We start from the raw sequence: 24167 nt of genomic DNA, 5'->3' as shown, positions 1-24167 counted from the left end.
TCTCCGTGACTCTGTGTCTCCGTGGTGAAATAACGCGCCATGTCATCCCACCGCGCCCTGGACGAGTTCACCCCGCGCGAGTTGCGCAAGCTGCGCGCGCTCAAGACGCCCGCCGGCGTGCAGCGCTTCCTCGACTCCATGCCCTACCACCTGGCGGGGACTTCGTGGTCGCCGCGACGCGTCCTTGAGGAAGAAACGGCGCACTGCCTGGAGGGCTCGATCTTCGCCGCAGCGGCCTTGCGCGCCCTGGGCTACCCGCCGCTCCTCCTCGACTTCGAGGCGCACCTCGACACCGATCACGTGGTGGCCCTCTACAAGGTCAACGGACACTGGGGTTCGGTGGCCAAGTCCAACTTCGCCGGATGCCGCGGGCGCGAGCCCGTCCACCGCACCCTGCGCGAGCTGGCCATCAGCTATTTCGACACCTACTTCAACCTGCGCCGCCAGCGCAGCCTGCGCACCTACTCCCGTCCGGTCCACCTCGCCCGCTTCGACAAACGGAACTGGATGACCACCGAAAAGGACGTCTGGTTCATCGCCGAATATCTCTGCGACATCCCCCACACGCGCCTGCTGAAGCCGTGGATGGCACGCCGCCTAAGCCCCGCGGACCAGCGCCTCTATCGTGCTGAATTGACAGGACATAGTTGGAAGTAGGCACCTTCGGCGCATACCCATGAACATCGCCCTGTGACCCCCGTCACAGCCGCCCGCATCGCCCTCCATCAGAATCAAATGGAGCGGGAGGAACGATGTTTCTCATCGTGGAAGCGAAGCTGCTGGCGCCGGAGATCAGGCAGTTCACCCTCTTCGCTCCGCGCATCGCGCGGCGGACTCAGCCCGGGCAGTTCGTCATCGTGCGGGTGCACGAGCGCGGCGAGCGCATTCCGCTGACCATCGCCGCCGCCGACCGGGAGCAGGGGCGCATCACCGTCATCGTGCAGGCGGTAGGCAAGACCACCTCGCTGATCAACCTGCTGCGCGCCGGCGATTGCCTGCTAGATGTGGTCGGCCCCCTGGGCAAGCCCTCGGAGATTGCGAATTACGGCACGGCAGTAGTCATCGGAGGCGGCGTGGGAACGGCCATCGCCTACCCCACCCCCAAGGCGCTGAAGCAGGCCGGCAACCACGTCATCTTCATCCTGGGTGCGCGCAACCGCGAGCTGCTCATCCTGGAAGACGAGGTCCGCGCCGCGAGCGACGAGCTGCTGGTCATGACCGACGACGGCTCCTGCGGCCAGAAGGGGCTGGTCACCGACCCGCTCAAGCAAATGCTCGCCGCGGGCCGCAAGGTGGACTACGTCCTGGCCATCGGCCCCGTCCCCATGATGAAGGCAGTGGCGAACGTCACGCGCGGCCCGGCCATCCCCACCATGGTCAGCCTGAACTCCATCATGGTGGACGGCACCGGGATGTGCGGCGGCTGCCGCGTGGGCGTGGATGACGGCAGCCAGTTTGCCTGCGTGGACGGCCCTGAGTTCGACGCGCACAAAGTGGATTTTGACCTGCTCGCCCGCCGCAACCGCCAGTACCGCGAGTTGGAAGTCAGCTCCATGGCGGACTTCCAGGACAACCCGCTCGCCGATCTGGAACTCATGCGCGCCGCCGGGCAACTGGGCGGCGGCGACCTGGAGTTCATCCCGGCCCGGCTTCGGAGCATAGCGCGATGAGTCACAATCCCCTGCCCAACAAGGAGCGGATGAAGCTGCCCCGCCAGCCCATGCCGGAACGCGCTCCGGAAGAACGCGCGAAATCCTTCACCGAAGTGAACGTCGGCTATGACCCGGATCTGGCGCGCACCGAGGCGCTGCGCTGCCTGGCCTGCCAGAAGCCCACCTGCGTCACCTCCTGCCCGGTGGGCGTGAAGGTGAAGGACTTCATCGACCTCATCCTCGCCGGCGACTACTTGGGCGCCGCGGCCAAGATCCGCGAAGACGACGTCCTGCCCGCCATCACGGGCCGCGTCTGCCCGCAGGAAGACCAGTGCGAGAGCGGCTGCGTGGTCGGACGCAAGATGCTGCCCGTCGGCATCGGGCACCTGGAGCGCTTCGTGGCCGATTACGAGCAGCGCATCGGGAAGGTCGGCCTGCCGCCGCGCGCACCAGCCACGGGAAAGAAAGTTGCCATCGTCGGCTCCGGCCCCGCCGGCCTAAGCTGCGCCGGCGGCCTGGTGCAGCGCGGCCACGAGGTCCGTGTCTTCGAGGCGCTGCACGACTTGGGCGGCGTCCTCGCCTACGGCATCCCCGAGTTCCGCCTGCCGCGCACCATCCTCAAGCAGGAGATCGAGAACCTGCGGAAGATGGGGGTGGAGTTTGAGACCAACGTGGTCGTCGGCCGCACCGTCACCATCGACGAGCTCTTCGGCGAAGAGGGCTACCACGCCGTCTTCATCGCCACCGGCGCGGGCGCGCCCCAGTTCATGAAGGTCCCCGGCGAGAACCTGAACGGCGTGTACTCGGCCAACGAGTTCCTCACCCGCGTGAACCTGATGCGCGCCTACCGCTTTCCCGAGTACGACCAGCCGGTCTATGACTGCAAGGGGCAGGAGGTGGCGGTCATCGGCGGCGGCAACACTGCCCTCGACGCCGCCCGCACGGCGCTCCGCCTGGGCGCCAAGCGCGTGAACCTCATCTACCGCCGCAGCGAGAAGGAGATGCCGGGGCGCGCCGAAGAGATCCACCACGCCAAGGATGAGGGCATCCAGATCGTCACGCTCACCAACCCGGTCGCCTACCTGGGCGAGGAGCGCGTCCAGGCCGTGCGCGCCATCCGCATGGAGCTGGGCGAGCCCGACTCGTCCGGACGCCGCCCCCCCATCCCCATCCCCGGCTCGGAGTTTGAGATTCCCGCCAGTGTCGTGATCGTCGCCATCGGGACCAGCGCCAACCCGCTGGTGCAGGCCACCACGCCCGGCTTGAAGACCAACAAGCGGAATTACATCGAAGCCAACCCGGCGACGCTGCGCACCTCGCGCCAGGGCGTCTTCGCCGGCGGCGACATCGTCACCGGCGCCGCGACGGTGATCCTCGCCATGGGCGCCGGCCGCAAGGCGGCCGCCTCCATCCACAACTACCTCACTACCGGCCTCTGGGAAGCCGCGCCCGCCGCCCAAGCTGCCGCAGTCCAGCCCGTATAATCAAGAGATACTCACCCTCCGGTTTTCGGCTCTGTGAGACCTCTGTGTCTCTGTGCCTCTGTGGTGGGTGTCCGGTTACATGGACTTCAAGCTCATCTCCGACTACACCCCGCGCGGCGACCAGGGCCAGGCCATTGACGCTCTGGCCCGCGGCCTGCACGCCGCCGAGAAACATCAAGTCCTGCTGGGCGTGACAGGCTCGGGCAAGACCTACACCATGGCCCGCCTGGTCGAGCAGCTGAACCGCCCGACGCTGGTGCTGGCCCACAACAAGACGCTCGCCGCCCAGCTCTACCACGAGTTCAAGACCTTCTTTCCGCACAATGCGGTCGAGTACTTCGTCTCCTACTATGACTACTACCAGCCCGAGGCCTACATGCCCGCCGCGGACATCTACATCGAGAAGGAAGCCACCATCAACGAGGAGCTGGACAAGCTCCGGCTCTCCGCCACCAAGTCGCTGTTCGAGCGGCGCGACTGCATCATCGTGGCCTCGGTGAGCTGCATCTACGGCCTGGGCTCCCCCGACGCCTACTACGGCATGCTGCTCTTCCTGGAGAAGGGCCAGAAGATCAAGCGCGAGGAGATCACCCGCCGGCTGGTGGAGATCCTCTACGAGCGCAACGATCTCGACTTCCGCCGCGGCACCTTCCGCGTTCGCGGCGACGTCATCGAGCTCTTCCCCACCTACGACGACATGGCCTACCGCATCGAGCTCTTCGGCGACGAGGTCGAATCGCTTTCCCAGATCGATCCCCTCTTCGGCACGGTCAAGCAGAAGTACGTGCGCCTGCCCATCTATCCCAAGACGCACTACGTCATGTCGCAGGAGACAAAAAACCAGGCGGTGGGCACCATCCTCGAGGAGCTGGCCTGGTGGGAGAAGGAGTTGGAGAAGCAGGGTCGGATGGTGGAAGCGCAGCGCGTGCATCAGCGGGTCCGCTACGACGTGGACATGATCCAGACGATCGGTTACTGCCACGGCATCGAGAACTACTCGCGGCACTTCTCGCACCGCCTGCCGGGCGAGGCGCCGCCCACGCTGCTCGATTACGTCCCGCGCGACTACCTCATCTTCATCGACGAGTCGCACCAGACCGTGCCCCAGCTCCACGGCATGTACCACGGCGACCGCTCGCGCAAGCAGACCCTGGTGGAATACGGCTTCCGCCTGCCCTCGGCGCTCGACAACCGCCCCCTCACCTTCGAGGAATTCGAGCACCGCGTGAACCAGGCCATCTACGTCTCCGCTACTCCCGGCCCCTACGAACTCACGAAATCCGCCGGCGTGGTCGTGGAGCAGATCATCCGGCCCACCGGGCTGATCGATCCGGAAACCGAAGTCCGCCCGGTGAAGGGGCAGATCGACGACCTGCTGCATGAGATCCGCGACCGCGCCGCGCGCAAGGAGCGCGTCCTGGTGACCACGCTCACCAAGCGCATGGCCGAGGACCTGGCCGAGTATTACGGCGAAGTGGGCGTGCGCTGCCGCTATATGCACTCGGAGATCGAGACCCTGGAGCGGGTAAAGATCCTGCGCGACCTCAGGCGCGGCGAGTTCGACGTGCTCATCGGCATCAACCTGCTGCGCGAGGGGCTGGACCTGCCTGAGGTGTCGCTGGTCGCCATCCTGGACGCCGACAAGGAAGGCTTCCTGCGCTCCGCCGGCTCGCTCATCCAGACCATGGGGCGCTGCTCGCGCCACATCCGCGGCCGGGCCATCCTCTATGCTGACGTGATGACGGATTCCATGAACCGGGCCATCAACGAGACCAACCGCCGCCGCGCCATCCAGCGCGCCTACAACGAGGAGCACGGCATCACGCCGGAATCCATCGTGCGCCCGGTGGAGATGTCGCTGGCCGCCATCGTCGAGGCCGACTATGGCGACGAAGTGGCGGCCTCGCTCGACCAGATGCCCGAATTCAGCACCCAGGAAGAGCTGGACATTTACATCTCGAAGCTCGAGGTGGAGATGCGCGAGTCGGCGAGGAAGTTTGAGTTCGAGAAGGCCGCCAAGCTGCGCGACACCATCCGCGATCTGCGGACGAAGGAGTTTCTGTTCACGTAGCCGCACTCACGCTCAGCCTCGAGTTCGACCCTCAAAGCCTTCCTGCTTGAGTCCCTCTCCCAGCCCCTTGGCGAAGGAAAGGTTGCCCTCAATCAGCAGGATCTTGGCGAGTTGGCCGGCGGCGGCGGTCATCTTAGCTCCGCGCGCCTCCCTGCCCGGCAACCAGGCGGAGGGACGCAGCCTTCTCCGAGCGCACGGGCGCTGGCGCCGGTGCGGGGCTGGTGCGGAACTGCGAGAGCGCTTCGTTGAGTTGCTGGGAGAGCTTTACCATCTGCTCCGCGATTTGTGCGCTTTGCTGCGTGCCCTGTAGGGTCTGGCGCGTGATCAGGGAGAGGACCTCTGCGGCCTGGGCGGCGCTCTCGGCGTTCCCCTGTTGCCGCTGGGAAGCCAGCGCGATGGCCTGCGCCAGTTCGGCCGACTGGCGCACGACCACGGCGATACTTTCCAGGGCCTGGCGCGCCTGGTCCACAAGTTGGGCGCAAGTCTCCAATTCCCTGCCTCCTTCTCCCAAGGCGGCCGCCGCTTCGCCGGTCTCTGCCTGGACGGTTCGGAGGAAACTGCCGATCTCATTGGTGGCGCTGCGGGAGCGCTCGGCGAACTTTCGCAGTTCGTCGGCAATTACCGCGAAGCCACGGCCGGTCTCGCCCGCGCGCGCCGCTTCCACGGCCGAGGTGAGCGCCAGCATGTTGGCCTGCTCCGTGATCTCGTGGACCACGCGGAACTTCTCGTCGATACCCAGCGAGCGGCTCCGTAACGACTGCATCCGCCCCAAGGTCCCCTGCACCGAAGCGCGGACGCCTTGCACGCCCTCCAGGGTGTCGCGCACGGCGCGGTGGCCCTGCTCGGCGGCGTCCAGCGCCCGGCGCGCGGCTTCCGCCGACGCCCCGGCGTCGTTCGACACCTGCTTCATCGAAACCGCCATTTCCTTCACGGCCGAGGAGGTGTTGGTGATCTCCTGGTCCTGCCGGACAGCGCCAGAGGACATCTGCCTGGAGGAGGCCAGGATCTGGTTGGCGCTGGAGGAGACCTCGATGGCGGCGTTGTGCGCGCGCTCCAGCACTTGGGTGAAGTTGTCGAGGATGCAGTTGACCGAGTCCACCACATTGCCCAGGGCGTCGCCGGTGGCCTTGCCGCGCAAGCTGAGGTCGCCGCGGGCGATCTGACTGGTGAGGGTGAGGAACTCGGTGACGCTGCATTGCAGCGCCTCCAGCGCTTCCTGGCTGACCACGAGCTTGGAGACCTGCTCGGAGGAACGGTTGAAGTTTTCGGCGATGAGGCCGAAGTCGTCGGCGGAATCCACATCGGCGCGGGCGCGGTAGTCACCGCTGACCACCTTCTCGGAAAAGTCCGCGAACTCCTTCACTGGCTTGACCACCCTGTTTCCCAAGACGAGGAAAAGGGTGCCGACGCTCACCACGACCACGAGTAATGCCCCCAGGAGCCGATACCCGGCTTCCGTCGAAGCGCCGAAGGCGTCTATCAGCGGTACGCGCGCCCAAGCGCCGGCGGAATAGCCGAGCCACAGCACAGCGCCCATCGCCACGAGATTGGCGAGAACCAAGATCCAGATGGTCGAACTCAACCGGCCTTTCATGCCAGCCTCCAGGAACCGGTTCGGGGTTCCTCACGCTCAGTTCTCAGGAACCCACAGAACCCATGCCCGATCCCAGCTCAGAGGGCGGGAATTGGGAGGGCCAAGCATACAAGAATCTCACACACTTGAGACATTGGTGGGCACCACTTCGCTCGTCTCACCATGAGACCCTTTCTCAGAGAGGCGCAACTCATTCTCCAACAAGGAGAAGCGCTGCATGGGTAGAGGCTAAGTCTGGCTGTGGACGGCGCCCGAGGCCCGGCCTTGGATGCCGTAGCGCTTGAGCTTGCGGTAGAGGGTAGCGCGGCTGATGCCCAGCTTTCTTCCGGCCAGGGCCTTGTCGCCCTTCACTTCTTCGAAGACGCGCTGGATGGTAGTGCGCTCCATTTCCTCGAGGTCAGAGGACTGCGGGTCCATGCGCACCTCGGACGGAGCGGCAGCCAAGGCGTTCACGCGCTCGCGCAGGAACTGGTTCTCCTCCACCAGCCGGATCTTCTCCGCCATGCGCTGCAGCACCAGCTTCAGCTCCTCCACCCGGAAAGGCTTGGTGATGTAGTCGTAAGCGCCTAGCTTCATGGCCTGGACCGCGCTCTCGATGGTGCCGTAGCCGGTCATGATGGCGATCTCGGTGCGCGGCAGCAGCTTCTTGACCTGTGCCAGGAACTCCAGGCCGGTCATGTTCTCCATCTTGAGGTCGGCCAGGACTAGGTCGGGGGACCCGGTCTGCAGGTGGGCGAGGGCGGCTTCGGCACTCTCGGCCTCGGTGCAGGAGAAGCCCAGGGAGGCGCCGATGGTGCTGCAGAGCTTGCGGATGTTCTGCTGGTCGTCCACGACCAGCAACTGGATTTGGAAGTCGTCGCTCATGGGGCCTTGCCGAAGGTCTTTTCCACGCTGGAGAGCAACTGCTGAACGCGGAACGGCTTCTCCACGCAGGGCGCGCCGGTGCGCTGCAGCAGGCTGACGGTCTCCTCGTTCACCAGGTCGCCGGTGATGAACAGGATGCGGGAGGCGAGTTGGGGACGGTGGGCGACGATCCAGGCGTGAACGTCGGCGCCGGTGACGCCGCCGGGCATGCGCATGTCGGTGATGATGCCCAGGTACTCGCCGGCGGCCAGCAGGCGCAGACCCTCGACCCCGGAGGGCGCGGGCACGATGGCGTAGCCACTGCGCTCCAACGCCGAGCGCAGCAAGGTCATTACCGAAGGCTCATCCTCGATCACCAGGAGAGGCAGGCGGAGTGCTTTGTCCTTGGCGGCGGTCACTCCTCCACCTCGGCGGCGGCGACCATGGCCGCCTGCGAGGCCATCGGCAGGCGTACGCTGAAAACCGCGCCCTCCCGTCCCTCGCGGTTGCGGCAGCTGATCTCGCCGCCATGCTCGTGCACGATCCCGTAGCAGATGCTCAGCCCCAGCCCGGTGCCCTTGCCCACCTCCTTGGTGGTAAAGAAGGGATCGAAGATGCGGTCGGGATGGGCGATGCCGGGCCCGTTATCGCAGAAGACCACCTCGACCATGCCGTTGCTGTGGGCGGTGGAAATCTCGATGGAGCCGCGGTGCGAGGTGGAACGCACTGCGTCGTAGGCGTTGTTCAGGATGTTGAGGAACACCTGCTGCAGCTGGTGGGCGTCGCCCACCACTTCCGGGAGGTCGTCGTTGAGGTTCTCGATGATCTCCACTCCGTGGTTGTTGAAATCGTAGGAGCGGAGTTGGAGCGTTCGGCGCAGGACGCTTGCCAGCTGCACCGGGCGGCGCTGCGGCGGCGTCTGGCGGGCGAAGCTCAGCAGGTTCTGCACGATGAGCTTGGTGCGCTGCGCCTCCTGCACGATCACCCGCAGGTTCTTCTTGGCCACCTCGGGGATGTCGGGGTGATCCACCAGCAGGTCGGCGAAGCCCAGGATAGCGGTGAGCGGGTTGTTGACCTCATGGGCCACGCCGGAGACCAGCTGGCCTACCGCCGCCATTTTCTCCGTGTGCATGAGCTTGGCCTGAAGCATGGCGGCGTCGGTGATGTCGGTCATGACGGCGACGATGCTGGTGACGTTCTTCTGTTCGTCGCGCATGGGGCTGAGGTTCACTGAGAACTGGCTCACCTTACCGTCGCCGCCCACAATGGGCAGCTCCAGGTTGTCCACCTGCTGCCCCTGCAGGATGGCCTGCAGCGCCTCCGCCAGGGTGACCTGCCGGGGCGGGGCCACGAACTCCACCAAGCGGTGCCCCACCAGCTCGGATTCCTTGTACTTCCCGGCCTCAAAGCAGCGGCGATTGGCGTAGGTGACCAGGCCGGCGGTATCCGCCACCAGGATGAGACTCTGGGTCTGGTCGAGGATCTTGCTGTTGAAATCGCGCTCGTGCACCAGCTGCGCCTGGAAGGTCTTGAGCCCGGTAATGTCGAGGATGGTGCCGCGGTACTGCACCACGCGTCCGTGGGCGTCGCGGACGGCAAAGCAGTTCTCCAGCGTGTGCAGGATGGAGCCGTCCTTGCGCCGCACCGACTGCTCGAAGTTGCGCACCGCTCCTTCTTTCTCCACCTTCTCCTGAAAGCGATTGCGCTGCTCGGAAGAAAGGTAGAGCTTGCTGGGGATGTCCACCTGCAACAGCTCCTCGCGGCTGGAGTAGCCCAGCATGGCCACCAGGGCGTCATTGACCTCCACGAAACGGCCCTCCGGCGTGGAGAAGAAGAGGCCCTCCTGGATGTTCTCGAACAGCTCACGGTAGCGGCGTTCGGCCTCGCGGCGGTCGGTGATGTCCTTGAGCACGTGGATGGTTTGGCCGCCCGCGTCCGCTTCTTCCCGGGTGCGCGAGGTGGAGACCAGGTAGGTGCGCTCCAGAAGCGGATGCAGCAGCTCTTCGCCTTCGTGGGCTCCCGGACGGCAGAAGGGACAGGACTGGCCGTTGCCCTCGCCGCAGATGGAAACCAGGGCGCGCATGTTGAGCCCGATGAGCTCCGAGGGCTGCACGCCGATGAATTCGGCCAAGGGGCGGTTGGCGCGCATCACGTGGAAGGTCTCGTCGTGGACCACGATGAAGTCGCTGATGGCGTCGAAGATCTGCACCCACTGGCGGCGCGCCTGGGCGATCTGCTCGAACAGCCGGGCGTTTTCGAGCGCCACCGACGCGTGTCCCACTACCGCTTGCAGTAGGTTGTGGTCGGCGGTCGTGAGTTCGGAGCCGCGATCCGCGAGCAGCAGCAGGCCCAGCAGATCCTGGCCGGCGCCGCCACTCAAGCGGGCCACGGTCAGATCCTGCCATCCCAGCCCGGAGGCGGCGCGCGCGCCCAGAAGCTCCTGTGCGCGTCCGACATAGACAGGCTGGGAGTGCTCGGCGGTGAAGTCGGAGAGGGCCGCGCCCAGGCGGCGCAGGGCCGCAGCGTCCAGGTTGGCCGCAGGATCGTGCAGGCTGACGACCTCCATTTGCTTGCCGTCTCCCAGAGCCAGGGCTGCGGCGCGCGCCCCCATCAGCTTTGCCGCGCGTACGGCAAAATTCTTGGCGAAGTCTGGCAGGCGGAAGGAGGAACTCAACTCCAGTGCCAGGTTGGTAAGGTGCTCGGCCCGGCTGCGATGCTGTTCCGCCAGGTGCAGGTTCCCGCGGGCCTCCAGCGCCAGACCGGCATAGGAGGCCAGAGTCCCGGCGCGCGCAGTGTCCTCGGCAGCGAACCGGATCTCCGGCTGGGAGTAGATGAGCCAAGCTCCCGCGACCCGCGAGGTCCGGAAGGGCGCAGCGATGACGTCGCTCTCCGGGGCCGCGGCGCCATTCCCTCCGCCGTTTTTTCCCGGCAGGCAGGTCGGCTGCCGCGAGGCGGTCACGCGTGCGGCCAGCTCTTCGGCATCCGGGAATCCCGCCTTGAGGTAGCGGCTGCGAAGTTCGTCCGCCTGCTTCGGGCTCTCCGCCGCCACCGCTGCCATGCGGAAGCGTTCCCCCTCCTGGATCCACACGGCGACTGAGCTGGCCTGGAACAGCCGACGAACCCCCTCCGCCAAGGATGAGACAAGCACCGGGAGGTCCCCTTTGCCAGACTCCTCGGAGCACAGGTTCAGCAGCAAGTCCTGGAGTGAGCCCTCCCGAACCGGTTGGCCAGTTTCAGATTGCCCGTTTGTTCCCAATAGCATAGCGATGGTTTTGTAGCTGAGTCCTAAGGGAGACGAAAACACCCAGTCGGAGCAAGTTAGCGCCCAATCTCAATTTGAGTCAAGCGAAATCGAGCCCTGCCAGTGACAACAAAGGAAACTCCACGGGCACACTTCGGGTTGGGTTCTCAGGCTGAGACCAAGCGCCGCGCGTTAGGGGACCGTGAGCACCCAAACGGGCTGGGTGGAGGTGGGGGGAGCGTTCGAGACCACTGTGTCGTCCGTGGTGCGGATGATCGAGATGGTGTTGGAGCCGCGGTTGGCCACGTAAACCTTGGAGCTGTCCGACGAGGAGGCGATGGAGACCGGGTTCGTTCCCACGGTGATGGTCCTGGAGACGGTGTTGTTGCTGGTGGTGATGACCGAGACGGTGCCCGAGCCGGAGTTGGCCACGTAGGCGCGCGAGCCGTCGGCCAGCGCCGTGACCGAAAGCGGCGCCGTGCCCACGGTGACCGTCACCGGAGGGTTCGCGGCGGGGTTCACGTCGGTGCGGATGATGGAAACCGTGCCATCGCCGCTGTTGGTCACGTAGACGCGCTTCAGGCTGTTGTCGAAGAACAGGAAGTTGGGCGCGACTCCCACGGGCAGGACGGCGGTGACTATGTCGGTGGTGGTGTCGATGACCGAGACTGTGTTCGAGCCGGAGTTGGCAACGAAGACGAAGGCGCCGGTGTCGTTCGAGACCGCGAACGACGGCATGTTGCCGATGTTGACGGATATCGTTGTGAGCACCACTTTGTCTACGGTGGAGATGACGGAGACTGTGTTGCCGTTCTGATTCACGCAGTAGAGCTTGGCGCCGCTGGGCAGCTCTGCCAGCGCCACCGGATTGTTGCCGACGGCGATGAGGTCGGTGAGCACGCTCGTGTTGGCGTCGATCACGCCCACGGTCCCCGTCCTGGAGTTCGCGACGTACATCCGGGTGCTTTGCGTGGAGTGGGCGAAGACCGGAGCGGACCCCGCCGGCAGGCTGATGGTGACCGGAGCGGAGCTGGCCAGCAGGGTGAGGTAGGTGCTGACGGTGTCGTCGCCCAGATTAACAACGAAGATGCGGGCGCCGCTGGGAGTCGTCCCGGCATGCACCGGTCCTTTGCCGACCGTATGACTGGCCACCACGGTGTCGCCGGAAACGTTGATGTTGGTGGTGGAGCCGATGGCGCCGCCAGTGTTGTTGACGGAGACCGCCTGCCGCTGGCCCTGGGGGTCGGGCCCGCCCGGGAAGACGGGCGTGGCCACCGGACGGAATTCGTTGCCGCAACTTAGCCAGATCAAAGCCAGCAGCGCGACCACTACGGCGGCTGCCAGGCGAGTTCCCGTCTTCCTCATTCGTCCGGATCTCCCAAATCCCGGGTCAGCAAGGTGCAGAATTGAATATTGTAACGGGAAGCCAGCTTCCGCGCCACCGGTGCCGGCCTTGCACTCCCGCCGTGGCCCCGCTCCCTAATATAGAAGTGCAGCGCCGGCCACCCGGCGGCGGGTCGCTCTGTCCGCCCAGGAGAAGGTCTTTCCCAGGCCCGGCCGCTTCGACTATCCTCATCCTTCGCGTGCGCGGCAGGGAGGGAGGCGCTGGTGAAAAAAATCCTGTGGCCGGTTCTCGCGCTTTTGCTGACGGCGCCTGCCTTCGCGCAGCAGTATGACGTCCTCATCCGCCACGGCCGGGTGGTGGATGGCAGCGGCAACCCCTGGGTGTACGCCGACGTGGGTATCGTCGGCGACCGCATCGCCTTCGTGGGCCGCGCCGACGCGCGGGTCACCGCCAAGCGAACCATCGACGCCAAGGGCCTGATCGTTGCTCCCGGATTCATCGACATGCTGGGCCAGTCCGAGACCACCCTGCTCATCGACAAGCAGGCAGTCTCCAAGCTCACCCAGGGCATCACTACCGAGATCACCGGCGAAGGCGAGTCCATCGCGCCCATCGACGATCGCCTGATCGAGGATCAGAAGGACTTTCTGACGCACTTCCACCTCACCGTGGACTGGCGCTCGCTCGACGAGTACTTCCAGCGGCTGGAAAAGCAGGGCGCCGGCATCAACCTGGGGACGTTCGTGGGCGCCACCCAGGTGCGGCGCATGGTGGTGGGCGACGCCGACCGGCCGCCCACGCCCGAGGAACTCAAGCGCATGCAGGAGATGGTCGACGACGCCATGCTCGACGGCGCCATGGGCGTTTCCAGCTCGCTCATCTACGCCCCGGCCTTCTACGCCAGCACCGAGGAGCTGATCGCGCTGGCCCAGGTTGCAGGAAAGCACGGCGGGACGTACGCCTCGCACATCCGCAACGAGAGCGACACCGAACTGGCTGCGCTGGAGGAGGCTTTCCGCATCGGGCGCGAAGCCAACGTCCCGGTCGAGATCTTCCACCTGAAGCTCTCCGGCAAGCAGAACTGGGGAAAGATGGGCGCGGTACTGGATGCCATCGAGCGGGCGCGGGCCTCAGGGGTGGACGTGACCGCGAACCAGTATCCCTACCTGGCGGGCGCCACCTCGCTCGGCGCCACCATCCCTCCCAAATACCACGACGGCGGGACCGAAGCTCTTCTGGCTCGGCTGAAGGATCCGGCCCAGCGCGCCGCCATCCGCCGCGACCTGCTGACCCCCTCCGGCAGCTTCGAAAACTTCTGGCGGCTCGCCGGCAGGCCGGAAGGCATCCTGGTGCTCAGCGTCCTCAACCCGGAACTGAAGAAGTACGAGGGCAAGAACATCGCTCAGGTCGCCGCAGCGGAGAAGAAGGACCCCATGGACGCGCTCATGGACCTGGTGGCCGCCGATCGCAACAACACCGGCGCCGCCTATTTCCTCATGGACGAAGACGACATGCGACTGGCCATGCAGAAGCCCTGGGTCAGCGTCGGCATCGACGCCGGCGCGGTGAATCCGGTGGGACCGCTGGGCGAGTCGAAAGACCATCCCCGGGCCTATGGCAGCTTCCCTCGCATCCTGGGCAAGTACGTGCGTGAGGAGCATGTCCTGCGGCTGGAAGAGGCCATCCGCAAGATGACCTCGCTGGCGGCGCAGCAGGTGAAACTCGATCACCGCGGGATGGTTCGCCCGGATTATTTCGCCGACCTCACCATTTTCAACCCGGAGGCGGTACGCGATGTCGCCACCTTCGACGACCCGAACCGGCCCTCCCAGGGCATCGAGTACGTCTTCGTGAACGGAGTGCTCTCGCTCGAGCACGGCCGAGTCACGGGGCAGTTGGGCGGACGTCCGCTGCGCGGCCCGGGGTACGCCGCGCGCGAGTACGCTCCGGAAGGCCTGGCGCCGCGCGGCAAGATTGCGGGGGTCATCACCGACGAAGAGGGCTGGCCGCTGCCTCGCACCAAGGTGACGCTCAGCCGGGCGTCCGGCGAGGTGGTGGGCACGCTCGATACGCGCAAGGAAGGCCGCTTCGAGATCGCAAGCGAGGCCGAGTGTGACCCCTGCACGCTCAAAGCAGAGCGCGCGGGATTCGCGCCAGCCGAGCGCGAGGTGAGGTACAACGGCTCCAACTCGCTCTGGTTCAGCTTCGCCCTGCACCGCCTGGAAGCAGCGACGAACATTGATCATTGATTCGCGCCTTCCGGCACCCCAAGCGCGGGTTTCTGCATCTGAAGCAGCAGCGCCAGCCGAACCCAGGGGACTTCTGAGAACCTCATGAAAGCCAAGACCTTCGTTATATTCCTTGCGCTGGCAGCAGTGGCCTTGTTGTTCGCGCAGCGCCACAACGCGCCCACTCCACAGCCGACCTTTCGCGCGGTGATCGACCTGACCCAGCCGCTGAGCGAGAAGTTTCCCAACTGGGAGGGCACGGAGAAGTCACCCTTCGAAGCCAAGCCTCTGGGGCGCATGGAGAAGGACGGTTACTTCACTCGCACCATCTCTCTGCCCGAGCACTTCGCTACGCACATGGACGCCCCGGCGCACTTCGCCGCCGGCGCCTGGACCGTGGACCAGATCCCGCCCGAACATCTCGTCGGCCCGCTGGTTGTGCTGAACGTGACCGCGCAGTCGAAGGCGAACGCCGACTACCAGATCACGGTCGAGGATGTGGCGCGCTGGGAACGCGCCCACGGGCAGATCCCGCCGGGAAGCATCGTGCTGGCGCGCACCGGCTGGGCCGCGCGCGCGGCCTCCATGAAGGACTATCGCAATGCCGACGACAAAGGCGCCAAGCACTTCCCCGGCTTCCTGCCGGAGACCGCCAAGTTCCTGGTGGAAGCGCGCGACATCTTCGGTCTGGGCATCGACACCATGAGCGTGGACTATGGGGCGTCGGACACCTACCCCGTGCATCAGTACACGGCCAAGCACAACGTCTATCACCTGGAAAACGTCGCGGATTTGAGCGCTGTGCCCGAGGCGGGCGCCATCCTGGTGGCCGCGCCGGCCAAGCTCGCCGGTGGCTCCGGCGGCCCGGTTCGTATCCTGGCGCTGGTGCGCTGAGGAGACTGTGTAGGCACGGGTCTTCGACCCGTGCCTCTCCGCGCCCGGCTCAGAGAGCCGGGCCTACACAACCAGCCCACAACCAGAGACCTCACCCCAGATGCAGCCGCCACAGCGTGTAGCTCAAGACTTCCTTCAGCACCACCACCGCGCGGTCCCAGCGCGAGCGCGGGCGCGCCTCCGGCCGCGGCGCGCCGTACACCACCAGCCCCTGCGCCTCCAGCATCTGCTTGATGCGGAAGATGTGGTAGTCGTCGCTCACTGCCAGGCAGCTGCGCTTGCCGTTCGCTTTGAGGATGACGGCAACGCGCTCGGCGGAATCCGCGGTGTCGTCGCTCTGGGTCTCAGCGATGAGGTTTTTCTCCGGGACGCCGCGGCCGGCCAGGTAATCGCGGCCCACGCCGCCCTCGCTGAAGTGCGAATCCTCGCCGTGGCCTCCGGTGGTGATGATGAGGGGTGCGAGGCCGCGCTGGAAGAGGGTGTAGGCGTGGTCAAGGCGGGCGCGGAAGACGGGAGAGGGCCGGCCGGCGTACTCGGCGGCGCCAAACACGACGATGGCGTCGGCGGACTGGGACTCGTCGCGCGCCGACTGCGCTTCGATGCGGGAATAGACGAAGACGACGTAGGCCACAGCCAGCAGAAATAAGACAGGCAGAAGCCGCCACAGCCGTCGCTTCCTGGGAGGTGGGGGACCCGGAGGCAGAGAGCTATCCCTGCTGCGCCAGGTAGTCGCTGATTTCCTGGGTGGAGATGGCGCCTTCGCGCATCACGCGCCACCCCGATTCTTCGGTGAGCTGCACGATGGTGGAGAAGATGTCGCGGGGCGAGGGTCCGCCGTCCACGATGGCCGGCAGGCGGTTGCCGAGCTGGTCGCGGACTCCTTCGGCGGTGGTGCACTCGCTGGCTCCGCTCACGTTGGCGGAGGTGGCGGTCAGGGGCACGCCCGCGGCCCGCATCACGGCCATGGGAATGGCGGCGGCGGGCACACGCAGCGCCACGTTGCCGGTGTTGGCCGTCACCTTCAGCGGCAGATGCTTGGCCGCCTTCACGATCATGGTCAGCGGGCCGGGCCAGTACTTGCGCGCCAGCGAGTGAAAGGTCCCGGGGAGGGAAAGCGCCAGCTCCTCCGCCTGGTCCACATCCTGGATCAGGAGCGAGAGGGGCTTGTGCCGGGAGCGCGACTTGATCTCGTAGATGTGCAGGACGGCGCGCAGGTTGAAGGGGTCGGCGGCCAGACCATAGAAGGTGTCGGTGGGCATGCCCAGGACCTGGCCGGCGCGGATCTGCGAGGCCACGTACGAAACCAGAGAGGCTTCCGGATTCTGGCTGTTGATCCTGATGATCTCGGCGGGCACACCGGTTCCCTTCTGCGGACTTGCGCCGCGCGAAAAGTAACACATCGGTTTCCGCCCCGCAAGGACGGTCGCGTTTCACGCTCCCAAACCGCCCCTTCCGTTCCGCTCGTCATTCTGACCCTGAGCCCGCTGTGTCGGGCGAAGGGGAAGAATCCATGCATAACCGGCAGATGCGCTGGCTAGGCAAATACATAGATCCTTCGCTGCGCTCAGGATGACAACCGGGAAGGCGGGAGCTTCAGCGATAAGCTTCAGCAATCCGCTAAGATGGAGCGGTGACTACCGCCGTCCGCAACCGCCTGCGCCGCGTGGAGAGCCGGCAGAATGCGCTGGTCAAGGCGCTGCGCCGCAGCTTTCGCAGCGGCCAGCCGGGCGAAGATGGCTTCGCGGCCATCGAAGGCCCGCGCATCCTGGAGGAAGCCATCCGCAGCGGGCTGCGCTTTCGCGCCGTGTTCTTCCGCCAGTCGGCGGAGGCCCAGGCCGACCGCCTGCTGCCGCAGCTCGCGTCCGAGGTGGAAACCCTCATCCTGCCCGACGATGTCTTCTCGAGCGCCGCCGCCACCGAGACTCCGCAGGGCGTGGCCGCCCTGGTCAAGTTCAAGGATTTCGATCTGGACGACGTCTTGCGCGCTCCCCGGCCGCTGCTGGTGGTGCTGGCTGGCGTCCAGGACCCGGGAAACCTGGGGACGGTGGTGCGCTCCGCCGAAGCCTTTGGCGCGAACGGCGTGCTGCTGGCGGAAAAAACCGCAGGCCGCTTCAATCCCAAGGCGGTGCGGGCTTCGGCAGGGTCCATCTTCCGCGTTCCCGTAGTGGAGGTGAAGCTCACGGAGGCGGCGGCGAAACTGCGTGAGCATGGCTTGCGGCTGGTGGCAACTTCGTCCCACCAAGGCACGCCGGTGGACCAGGCCGAACTCGCCGGAGCGCTGGCTATCTTTCTGGGCAGCGAAGGCGCGGGGCTGCCGCGTGATGCGGTGAACCTGATCGACGAAGTCATCGCCATCCCGCACTCGCCGCGAGTGGAATCGCTGAACGCGGGCATCGCGGCTTCCATCCTGCTGTATGAGGCGGCGAGGCAAAGGGGGGCGAAGCCTTGAGCCTGTTCCAGCCCATCCCGGAGAGCGCCTCGCATCTGGGCCGTCCGCTGGCCGACCGCATGCGTCCGCAGACGCTGGAGGAGTTCGTCGGGCAGGAGCACATCCTGGGACCGAAGAAGACGCTGCGCACGCAGATCGGGCGCGACGACATGGGCTCATTCATCTTCTGGGGCCCGCCGGGCTCGGGCAAGACCACGCTGGCCAAGATCATCGCGCGCATGACCAAGGCGGAGTTCATCGAGTTCTCCGCCGTACTCTCCGGCATCGCGGAGATCAAGCGGGTGATGTCCGCCGCCGAGAAGGCCCGGCAGTACGGCACCCGCACCCTGGTCTTCATCGACGAGATCCACCGCTTCAACAAGGCGCAGCAGGACGCGTTTCTCCCTCACGTGGAGAAGGGCAACATCCGGCTCATCGGCGCCACCACGGAGAACCCGTCGTTTGAGATCATCTCCGCGCTGCTCTCCCGCTGCCGGGTGTACACGCTGAACCCGCTGGCGGAAACGCAGGTGGTGACCTTGCTGAAGCGCGCTCTGGCGGACTCCGCGCGTGGGCTGGGAACCATGAAGCTGGAGGCGCCGGACGCCGTCCTGGAGAAGATCGCCGACTACTCCAGCGGCGACGCGCGTGCCGCCTACAACGTGTTGGAGATCGCCGCCGGAGTCGCCGCAGAGCGCCAGAGCGAGGGTGCGGCCGCCGAGATCACCATGGAGATCGTCCGTGACGCGCTGCAGAAGCGCGTGCTGCTCTACGACAAGGCGGGCGAGCAGCATTACAACCTGGTCTCGGCGCTGCACAAGTCGGTGCGCAACAGCGATCCCGACGCCGCGCTCTACTGGCTGGCGCGCATGCTGGAGGCAGGCGAAGACCCGCTCTACATCGCGCGCCGCCTGGTGCGCATGGCGGTGGAGGACGTAGGCCTGGCCGATCCGCAGGCGCTGGCCCTCACCAACGCCGCCCGCGAGGCGGTGGACTTCCTCGGCCTGCCCGAGGGCAACCTGGCGCTGGCCCAGGCAGCCGTGTATCTCGCGCTCGCGCCCAAGTCCAATGCGCTCTACACCGCCTACAGCGCCGCGCGCGAGGACGTAGAACAGACCGCCGCCCAGCCCGTCCCGCTGCACCTGCGCAACGCGCCCACCGGACTGATGAAGGCCATCGGCTACGGCCAGGGCTACCAGTACGCCCACGACCTCGAAGGCAAGGTCGCCGACATGCAGTGCCTGCCCGACAACCTCAGAGACCGTGTCTACTATCAGCCTACGGCGGAAGGATTGGAAAAAGAGCTGCGGAGGAAGATGGAGGAAATCCGGGCGCTGAAGGAAAGGAAAGGGAAAGGGTAAAAAAACGCGCCCGGTTCTACGGACTGTTTGGTCCAGGGAGCCGGGCACGGGTTCAGGTCTGTCAGCGGTAACGGGCCGCTGAGAAAATCACTGACAAGACCGAATCCAGCAGGCTGTACCTGCCAGAGTTATAGCGGCCGTATTGATACCGGCTGTAGTAGCCGTCTTCATAACCGCGCTGGAAGCCCTCGCGGAAGTAATAGTTGTACTCAGACTGGTCCACGTAGTAGCCGTAGTAGCCGTAGTTGGCGTCCTGATACCCATAGCTGCTGCGGTAGTCGTAACCCCAGCTATCCAGCCGGTCGGCCCGTCCGGCGCGGAAGCCCTGCTCGTAACCGTCGTTCAAGGCCGACTGCAGAAGGCTTACGCCGTACTGGTTCGTCTGGTAGTAGACGCCGGAACGCTGGTAGCGATAGTCCGGGTACACATAGACATACTCGTTGCGATTGCGCCAGGCCTGCTCCTGCAACTGGCGGTGGTGCGCCCAATACTCCTGCTGGAAGCGGTACTGCTGGGTGCGCCTCTGCTGTTGCAGCAACGACGCCTGCTGTTGCTGCAAGCGCTGCCGCTGATCCACTTGCTGGTGGAACTGCTCCTGGCGCCGGCGATTCTCCTCAGTCCACTGCTGCTGACCCTGTGGCGAACCGTGATCCTGCTGGCGGGCCTCCTGGTTGCGCTGCTGCTCCTCGACCCTGACCTGCTGATTGCGATCCTGGTCGCGCCGCTGCTGATCGGCCTGCTGCTGGCGTGCGCCGTCCTGCTCGCGCCGCTGCTGGTCCGCCGCTTGCTGCTGCTGGCGTGCGCGGTCCTGCTGGGCGCGGTCTTGCGCCCGTTGCTGCTTCCCCGCATCCTGCTGCTGGCGCTTCTGGTCCTGCTGCGCGCGGTCCTGCTCACGCCGCTGCTGGTCGGCCGCTTGCTGCTGCTGTCGCGCGCGCTGATCTTGCTCCGCGCGCTGCTGCTGCGCCTGCCGGTCGCGTGCGCGCTGGCTTTCCGCCTGCGCCTTCCGGTCGGCATCCGCCTGCTTCTTGTCCTTGGCCTGCTGGTCCCGCTTCTCTTGTTGTTGCCGCTGCTCGTCGTTGTTTTGTGAGTAGCTCGGAGCGGCAATCCCCAGAAGTAGGAGGAGAACTGCCGCGCTGGTCATCCCTATGAGTATTCTCATGGTCCTGCCTCCTGTGTTTCTTAGATGCGGGCAGGACAGAGGTTGTCGCCCGCCCTGGGACACATTGAGAACAAACGACTTCCGCCTCACACCCCCGCCAAATGCGGGGAAAAAGAGGTTGTTTCGGCGAAAGCTTCTGCGGGGGGCGTGCGGTCGGGGTGGGTTTACAAAAACCGCGCCCGGTGTTCCTTGAGGATGCAGCGGTCCATGGTGACGAAGATTCCGGCCTTGCGCGCCATGGCGGCTGCGGCTTCGTGGACCACGTCCTCCTGCATCCAGATGGCGGGGACTTTCAGGGCGATGGCCTGGTCCACCAGCTCGGGGACGAACTCCACGCGGCGGAAGATGTCCACGATGTCGATTTTCTCCGGGACGTCAGCCAGCGAGGCGTACGCCTTCTCTCCCAGCGCGCCTTTGATGTTGGGATTCACCGGGATGATGCGGTAGCCGTGGGTCTGCAGGTAGGCGGCCACGCCGTAGCTGGGACGCAGCGGGCTGGAGGAAAGCCCCACCACGGCGATAGTCTTGGCGCGCTTCAGCACTTCTGTGATTTCGTCGGTTTTGGCGGGGACCGCGGCCGGCTTCATTGCCTCGACATTGTACGAGAGGCGGGGCTAGGTGGGGTAGTCATCGCATGGATCCGCCTAGTCGCTCTACTTGCCGGGGGATGCCGATTTCTCCTTGAATTTCTTGAGCCCCATTTTGCGCAGGGTCTCGGGGACGTTCTTATTCATGGAGAGGGCCTTGAGGTCGTTGGCCAGGAGGTGGTTCATGAAGGTGAGGCCGATGTCGAGCGGGCAGCGGGGATTGTTCACCAGGGCGCGTATCACGGAGTACTGCTTCATGAACTTGCGGCTTCGCGCGATGTCGCGCAGCACGCTCTCCTGCACGTTCTTCATGCCGGCGAAGCTCTCGACCTCAGCGTCCGAGAGCTTGGGCGATTGCAGCACGGCCGAGGAGACCACCTTGGAGCCGTCGCGGATCAGGATGAAGCGCTCGTCCTTGTTGCCCTTCATGGCTAGTTGTACGCGGTCGCCCACCTTCAGCTTGGAGATCTTCTGCAGGGTGGACTGACGCTCGCGGCTTTTGGCCTCGGCCGCGCGCATTTTCGTGTTCTTTTCATCTTCCGACATGGGCGCGTCGGGAGCAACCGCGGCTGGCGCTATGCCCGCCTCGGTAGCGGCAGCGATGAGCTCGTCGTCCTCGAGGAGGCTGCCCACCAGCTCGAAGGCCTTGCCTTCCTCGGCGGCGATCTCGGCGGCGTGCTCGATCTCGTACTGCGACTTCTCGCCCTCCGCCAGTTCCTGGAAGGCCTCGAACTCCGCCGTGTCCTCGCCCAGGGCGGTGAGCGCGGCTTTGAGGTCGGCAATCTCCTGCTCGTTGAGGTGATGATTGGTGCCCAGGGCGTGCAGGACGTCCTTGGACTTCCGCACGCGCGCGCTGGCCAGCATCATGTCCACCAGCTCCCGCGACGCCGTCTGCGCCATGTCCTGCAGACGCACCTCGCGCACCGCGGGATTCTCCAGCAGCGCGGGCACCAGCTTGGGCCGGCGGTTCTCTGGCACGACCATGTACTCCAGCACCTCCCATGGCGTAGCCGGATTGGAGGCCACCGCGATCGCGGACTTCTCATCCCAACTGGCCAGCGTCATCTTCGCCTGCTCGCCGAAGATGGGGTGGCTGGCCAAAAACACCAGGATCTCGATCATCTCGTCGGCGGGGACGGCCAGCGCGCCTTTGGCGGCGGTGCGCATCATGTTGGCGGGGACCGCCGACTGCCGGATGAGCTCAATCATTCGTGGCATGAGCACCGTTCCTCGTTAAGGTTGCATTCCTTCGGGGGTGAAGACGACAGTCTTCGCTTCGTTGACGCGCCCTAAAGGAAGCATCACCGTGTTGTTGTAGGAGACCTCGACCCCCGCGGCGTTGCCCATCTTCAGCACTACACTCTTCTTGGCGCGCACTTCCTTGGTTTCAGCAGCGGCCAGCGTCCTCTCCATCACCACCCGGCCATCGACGCTGATCGAGACCCAGGAGTCCTCCTTCGCCCGCACCAGCACCACAAAGCCCTCGGCCGCGGTGGAGGAGGGAGCCGCCGCGGAACCGCCACCGGGCTCGGAGCTAGGACCGGAAGCCGGGTTCGCCACCTGATCCGAGGAAACGGGCGCGGCTGCGGTCGTGGTGGGCGGCTGAACAACGGGCGGTGGGCTTACCGATTCGGGCTGGGAGATGCGGCCGGCGAAGGGGCCCAGCTTGAACTTCCAGGCGGCGAATCCGCCCGCAGCCAGGGCGGCGAGCGCCAGCACCGCGGCCCAACTCCGCCCTCCGGAGCCGGAGGCAGCCGGTTTCACCTTGGGGAACGGGGTCGGGAGAGGCTGTTCAGGATCGCCGGCGGCGGCCAGGAAGTCCGTGACCGCCTGCTCTTCGTCGATGCCCAGGTAGCGGGCGTAGGCGCGGACGAAGCCCTTGTTGAAGATGCCGCCGGGAAGCTTGTCAAAGTCTTCCTGCTCCAGGGCGCGCAGGGAGCGGGTGCCGATCTTGGTGGAATCGGCGATCTCTTCGAGCGTGATGCCGCGCATCTCGCGCTCGCGTTGCAGACGTTCGCCGAACGATCCCATGGAAGAGTCCCTGGAGCGGGCTTGAGTCGGCCGAAAGGCCGGAAATGCGGCCATCATAGGTTCGCTGCTCCCCAGTGTCAATCGAGGAAGGAGCGTAACCCTTGCCTCTCCAACGACTTTGCCCTGCCCGGCCCGGACAAACTCAAGGTTGCTGAGGCGGAACGCGCCGCATATAATACGCGCTCAACTGGACCCTTCCGCGGTTGCCGTGGAAGAAGCTCTCCATGACAGACGCCCCAACCGACGAGCGCAAGCGGCAGATGACGGAAATCGCCATCTTCCATGACGTGGCCAAAGCGCTGACCTCGTCTCTGAAGCTGGACTCCATCCTGCAGACCATCATGGAAAAAATGGCGGAGTTCTTCCGCCCGGACAACTGGTCGCTGCTGATGGTGGACGACCAGAAGGACGAGCTGTACTTCGCCATCGCCGTGGGCCCGGCGGCCGAGACCCTGAAGCAGATCCGGCTGAAGGTGGGCGAAGGTATCGCCGGATGGGTGGCCAAGCACGCCGAGCCGCTGATCGTGCCCGACGTGTACACCGACCCGCGCTTCGCCAAGCGCATCGACGAAATGACCAAGTGGCAGACCCGCTCCATCATCTGCCTGCCGCTGCGCTCCAAGCAGCGCGTGCTGGGCGTGATCCAGCTCCTCAACTGCAACATGGAAAAGTTCGGCGACCACGAGTTGTTCCTGCTGCAGGCCCTGTGCGACTATGCCGCCATCGCCATCGAGAACGCCCGCGGCCTGGAGAAGATCCAGGAACTCACCATCACCGACGACTGCACCGGGCTCTACAACGCCCGCCACCTGTACAAGACCCTGGAGGGCGAGGTCTATCGCTCGGCCCGCTTCGGCTACGAGTTCTCCATCCTCTTCATCGACCTCGACCACTTCAAGCTGGTGAACGACGCCCACGGGCACCTGGTGGGCTCGAAGCTCCTGGCCGAGATCGGATTCAAGATCAAGATCCACCTGCGGCTCATTGATTACGCCTTCCGCTACGGCGGCGACGAGTTCGTCATCCTGCTGCCACAGACCAGCAAGGACTCCGGCCTGGTGGTGGCCCGGCGCCTGCAGGACGTCTTCCGGCAGAGTTCCCTGATGAAGGACGAGAACCTGAATCTGAACATCCGCGCCAGCATGGGCCTGGCTTCCTATCCCGACGACGCCAAGAGCGCCCACGAGCTCATCCGCCAGGCCGACGAGATGATGTATGCGGTGAAGAACTCCACCCGCGACAACATCGC

21 protein-coding genes are annotated in these 24167 nt (G+C 65.6%); 10 read left to right on the top strand and 11 right to left on the bottom strand.

Annotation, left to right across the window (positions count from 1 at the left end; genetic code table 11):
* Nucleotides 1–39: 39 nt before the first annotated feature.
* The 4 genes from VGQ94_03345 (at nt 40) to uvrB (ending at nt 5207) form a co-directional block, all read left to right on the top strand.
* Nucleotides 40–657 (top strand): hypothetical protein, encoded by a 618-nt coding sequence (locus VGQ94_03345; protein ID HEV2021541.1) that lies wholly within the window; start codon nt 40–42, stop codon nt 655–657.
* A gap of 95 nt (nt 658–752) precedes the next feature.
* A complete protein-coding gene (locus tag VGQ94_03340; protein HEV2021540.1) occupies nt 753–1670 on the top strand; it encodes a sulfide/dihydroorotate dehydrogenase-like FAD/NAD-binding protein in 918 nt (305 codons plus the stop codon).
* The gene (gene gltA / locus VGQ94_03335) at nt 1667–3136 is read left to right on the top strand and encodes an NADPH-dependent glutamate synthase (protein HEV2021539.1); all 1470 of its coding nucleotides are present in this window, start codon (nt 1667–1669) and stop codon (nt 3134–3136) included. The genes VGQ94_03340 and gltA overlap by 4 nt, the downstream gene beginning before the upstream one ends.
* A gap of 79 nt (nt 3137–3215) precedes the next feature.
* Nucleotides 3216–5207: an excinuclease ABC subunit UvrB gene (gene uvrB, locus VGQ94_03330; protein ID HEV2021538.1), complete on the top strand. Its 1992-nt coding sequence runs from the start codon at nt 3216–3218 to the stop codon at nt 5205–5207.
* Between the two features lie 133 nt (nt 5208–5340).
* On the opposite strand, the gene VGQ94_03325 is transcribed toward uvrB, so the two are convergent.
* The 5 genes from VGQ94_03325 to VGQ94_03305 all read right to left on the bottom strand — a co-directional run bounded on the left by VGQ94_03325 (nt 5341) and on the right by VGQ94_03305 (nt 12250).
* The gene (locus tag VGQ94_03325; protein ID HEV2021537.1) at nt 5341–6801 is read right to left on the bottom strand and encodes a HAMP domain-containing methyl-accepting chemotaxis protein; all 1461 of its coding nucleotides are present in this window, start codon (nt 6799–6801) and stop codon (nt 5341–5343) included.
* Between the two features lie 228 nt (nt 6802–7029).
* Nucleotides 7030–7665: a response regulator gene (locus tag VGQ94_03320; GenBank protein ID HEV2021536.1), complete on the bottom strand. Its 636-nt coding sequence runs from the start codon at nt 7663–7665 to the stop codon at nt 7030–7032.
* Nucleotides 7662–8063, bottom strand: a complete 402-nt coding sequence (locus VGQ94_03315; GenBank protein ID HEV2021535.1) for a response regulator — start codon at nt 8061–8063, stop codon at nt 7662–7664. Before VGQ94_03315 ends, VGQ94_03320 begins: the two co-directional genes overlap by 4 nt.
* Complete coding sequence (locus VGQ94_03310; GenBank protein HEV2021534.1) at nt 8060–10792, bottom strand: PAS domain S-box protein; 2733 nt, start codon at nt 10790–10792, stop codon at nt 8060–8062. The genes VGQ94_03315 and VGQ94_03310 overlap by 4 nt, the downstream gene beginning before the upstream one ends.
* A gap of 285 nt (nt 10793–11077) precedes the next feature.
* Nucleotides 11078–12250 (bottom strand): YncE family protein, encoded by a 1173-nt coding sequence (locus VGQ94_03305; GenBank protein ID HEV2021533.1) that lies wholly within the window; start codon nt 12248–12250, stop codon nt 11078–11080.
* A gap of 243 nt (nt 12251–12493) precedes the next feature.
* Here VGQ94_03305 and VGQ94_03300 point away from each other — a divergent pair, with 243 nt between their 5' ends.
* Both VGQ94_03300 and VGQ94_03295 read left to right on the top strand, forming a co-directional pair.
* Nucleotides 12494–14479: an amidohydrolase family protein gene (locus VGQ94_03300; GenBank protein ID HEV2021532.1), complete on the top strand. Its 1986-nt coding sequence runs from the start codon at nt 12494–12496 to the stop codon at nt 14477–14479.
* A gap of 84 nt (nt 14480–14563) precedes the next feature.
* Entirely contained in the window at nt 14564–15352 is a 789-nt protein-coding gene (locus VGQ94_03295; protein ID HEV2021531.1) for a cyclase family protein, read from the top strand.
* A 91-nt stretch (nt 15353–15443) separates the two neighbouring features.
* On the opposite strand, the gene VGQ94_03290 is transcribed toward VGQ94_03295, so the two are convergent.
* Both VGQ94_03290 and VGQ94_03285 read right to left on the bottom strand, forming a co-directional pair.
* Entirely contained in the window at nt 15444–15983 is a 540-nt protein-coding gene (locus tag VGQ94_03290) for a YdcF family protein (GenBank protein HEV2021530.1), read from the bottom strand.
* 76 nt (nt 15984–16059) lie between these two features.
* A complete protein-coding gene (locus VGQ94_03285; protein HEV2021529.1) occupies nt 16060–16707 on the bottom strand; it encodes an L-threonylcarbamoyladenylate synthase in 648 nt (215 codons plus the stop codon).
* Nucleotides 16708–16982: 275 nt separating this feature from the next.
* On the opposite strand from VGQ94_03285, the gene VGQ94_03280 reads away from it, so the two are divergent.
* A complete protein-coding gene (locus tag VGQ94_03280) occupies nt 16983–17801 on the top strand; it encodes an RNA methyltransferase (GenBank protein ID HEV2021528.1) in 819 nt (272 codons plus the stop codon).
* Nucleotides 17798–19141, top strand: a complete 1344-nt coding sequence (locus VGQ94_03275) for a replication-associated recombination protein A (protein HEV2021527.1) — start codon at nt 17798–17800, stop codon at nt 19139–19141. The genes VGQ94_03280 and VGQ94_03275 overlap by 4 nt, the downstream gene beginning before the upstream one ends.
* 61 nt (nt 19142–19202) lie before the next feature.
* Here VGQ94_03275 and VGQ94_03270 read toward each other — a convergent pair whose 3' ends face one another.
* On the bottom strand, nt 19203–19718 hold the full coding sequence (locus tag VGQ94_03270) for a hypothetical protein (GenBank protein ID HEV2021526.1): 516 nt from the start codon (nt 19716–19718) through the stop codon (nt 19203–19205).
* Between VGQ94_03270 and VGQ94_03265 the strand changes: the two genes are divergently transcribed.
* Nucleotides 19692–20228 (top strand): hypothetical protein, encoded by a 537-nt coding sequence (locus VGQ94_03265; protein ID HEV2021525.1) that lies wholly within the window; start codon nt 19692–19694, stop codon nt 20226–20228. The genes VGQ94_03270 and VGQ94_03265 overlap by 27 nt on opposite strands.
* A 236-nt stretch (nt 20229–20464) precedes the next feature.
* On the opposite strand, the gene VGQ94_03260 is transcribed toward VGQ94_03265, so the two are convergent.
* From VGQ94_03260 to VGQ94_03250, 3 genes are all read right to left on the bottom strand, one after another.
* Nucleotides 20465–20887, bottom strand: coding sequence for a CoA-binding protein (locus VGQ94_03260; protein ID HEV2021524.1), 423 nt, complete (start codon nt 20885–20887; stop codon nt 20465–20467).
* Between the two features lie 66 nt (nt 20888–20953).
* Complete coding sequence (locus tag VGQ94_03255; protein ID HEV2021523.1) at nt 20954–22105, bottom strand: hypothetical protein; 1152 nt, start codon at nt 22103–22105, stop codon at nt 20954–20956.
* A gap of 15 nt (nt 22106–22120) precedes the next feature.
* On the bottom strand, nt 22121–22918 hold the full coding sequence (locus VGQ94_03250; protein HEV2021522.1) for a helix-turn-helix domain-containing protein: 798 nt from the start codon (nt 22916–22918) through the stop codon (nt 22121–22123).
* 224 nt (nt 22919–23142) lie between these two features.
* Between VGQ94_03250 and VGQ94_03245 the strand changes: the two genes are divergently transcribed.
* On the top strand, nt 23143–24167 hold a 1025-nt coding region (locus tag VGQ94_03245; protein ID HEV2021521.1), incomplete at its 3' end, for a sensor domain-containing diguanylate cyclase.

The sequence above is a fragment of the Terriglobales bacterium genome, assembly GCA_035937135.1.
Classification (GTDB): Bacteria; Acidobacteriota; Terriglobia; order Terriglobales; family Acidobacteriaceae; genus DASYVL01.
The sequence above is the reverse complement of the archived record's forward strand: the minus strand, read 5'-3'. Positions and strand labels throughout refer to the sequence as shown.

Coding starts and splice junctions, on each gene's coding strand:
- VGQ94_03345 (HEV2021541.1), top strand. CDS start 40: ATGTCATCCCACCGCGCCCTGGACGAGTTCACCCCGCGCGAGTTGCGC.
- VGQ94_03340 (HEV2021540.1), top strand. CDS start 753: ATGTTTCTCATCGTGGAAGCGAAGCTGCTGGCGCCGGAGATCAGGCAG.
- gltA (HEV2021539.1), top strand. CDS start 1,667: ATGAGTCACAATCCCCTGCCCAACAAGGAGCGGATGAAGCTGCCCCGC.
- uvrB (HEV2021538.1), top strand. CDS start 3,216: ATGGACTTCAAGCTCATCTCCGACTACACCCCGCGCGGCGACCAGGGC.
- VGQ94_03325 (HEV2021537.1), bottom strand. CDS start 6,801: ATGAAAGGCCGGTTGAGTTCGACCATCTGGATCTTGGTTCTCGCCAAT.
- VGQ94_03320 (HEV2021536.1), bottom strand. CDS start 7,665: ATGAGCGACGACTTCCAAATCCAGTTGCTGGTCGTGGACGACCAGCAG.
- VGQ94_03305 (HEV2021533.1), bottom strand. CDS start 12,250: ATGAGGAAGACGGGAACTCGCCTGGCAGCCGCCGTAGTGGTCGCGCTG.
- VGQ94_03295 (HEV2021531.1), top strand. CDS start 14,564: ATGAAAGCCAAGACCTTCGTTATATTCCTTGCGCTGGCAGCAGTGGCC.
- VGQ94_03260 (HEV2021524.1), bottom strand. CDS start 20,887: ATGAAGCCGGCCGCGGTCCCCGCCAAAACCGACGAAATCACAGAAGTG.
- VGQ94_03255 (HEV2021523.1), bottom strand. CDS start 22,105: ATGCCACGAATGATTGAGCTCATCCGGCAGTCGGCGGTCCCCGCCAAC.
- VGQ94_03250 (HEV2021522.1), bottom strand. CDS start 22,918: ATGGGATCGTTCGGCGAACGTCTGCAACGCGAGCGCGAGATGCGCGGC.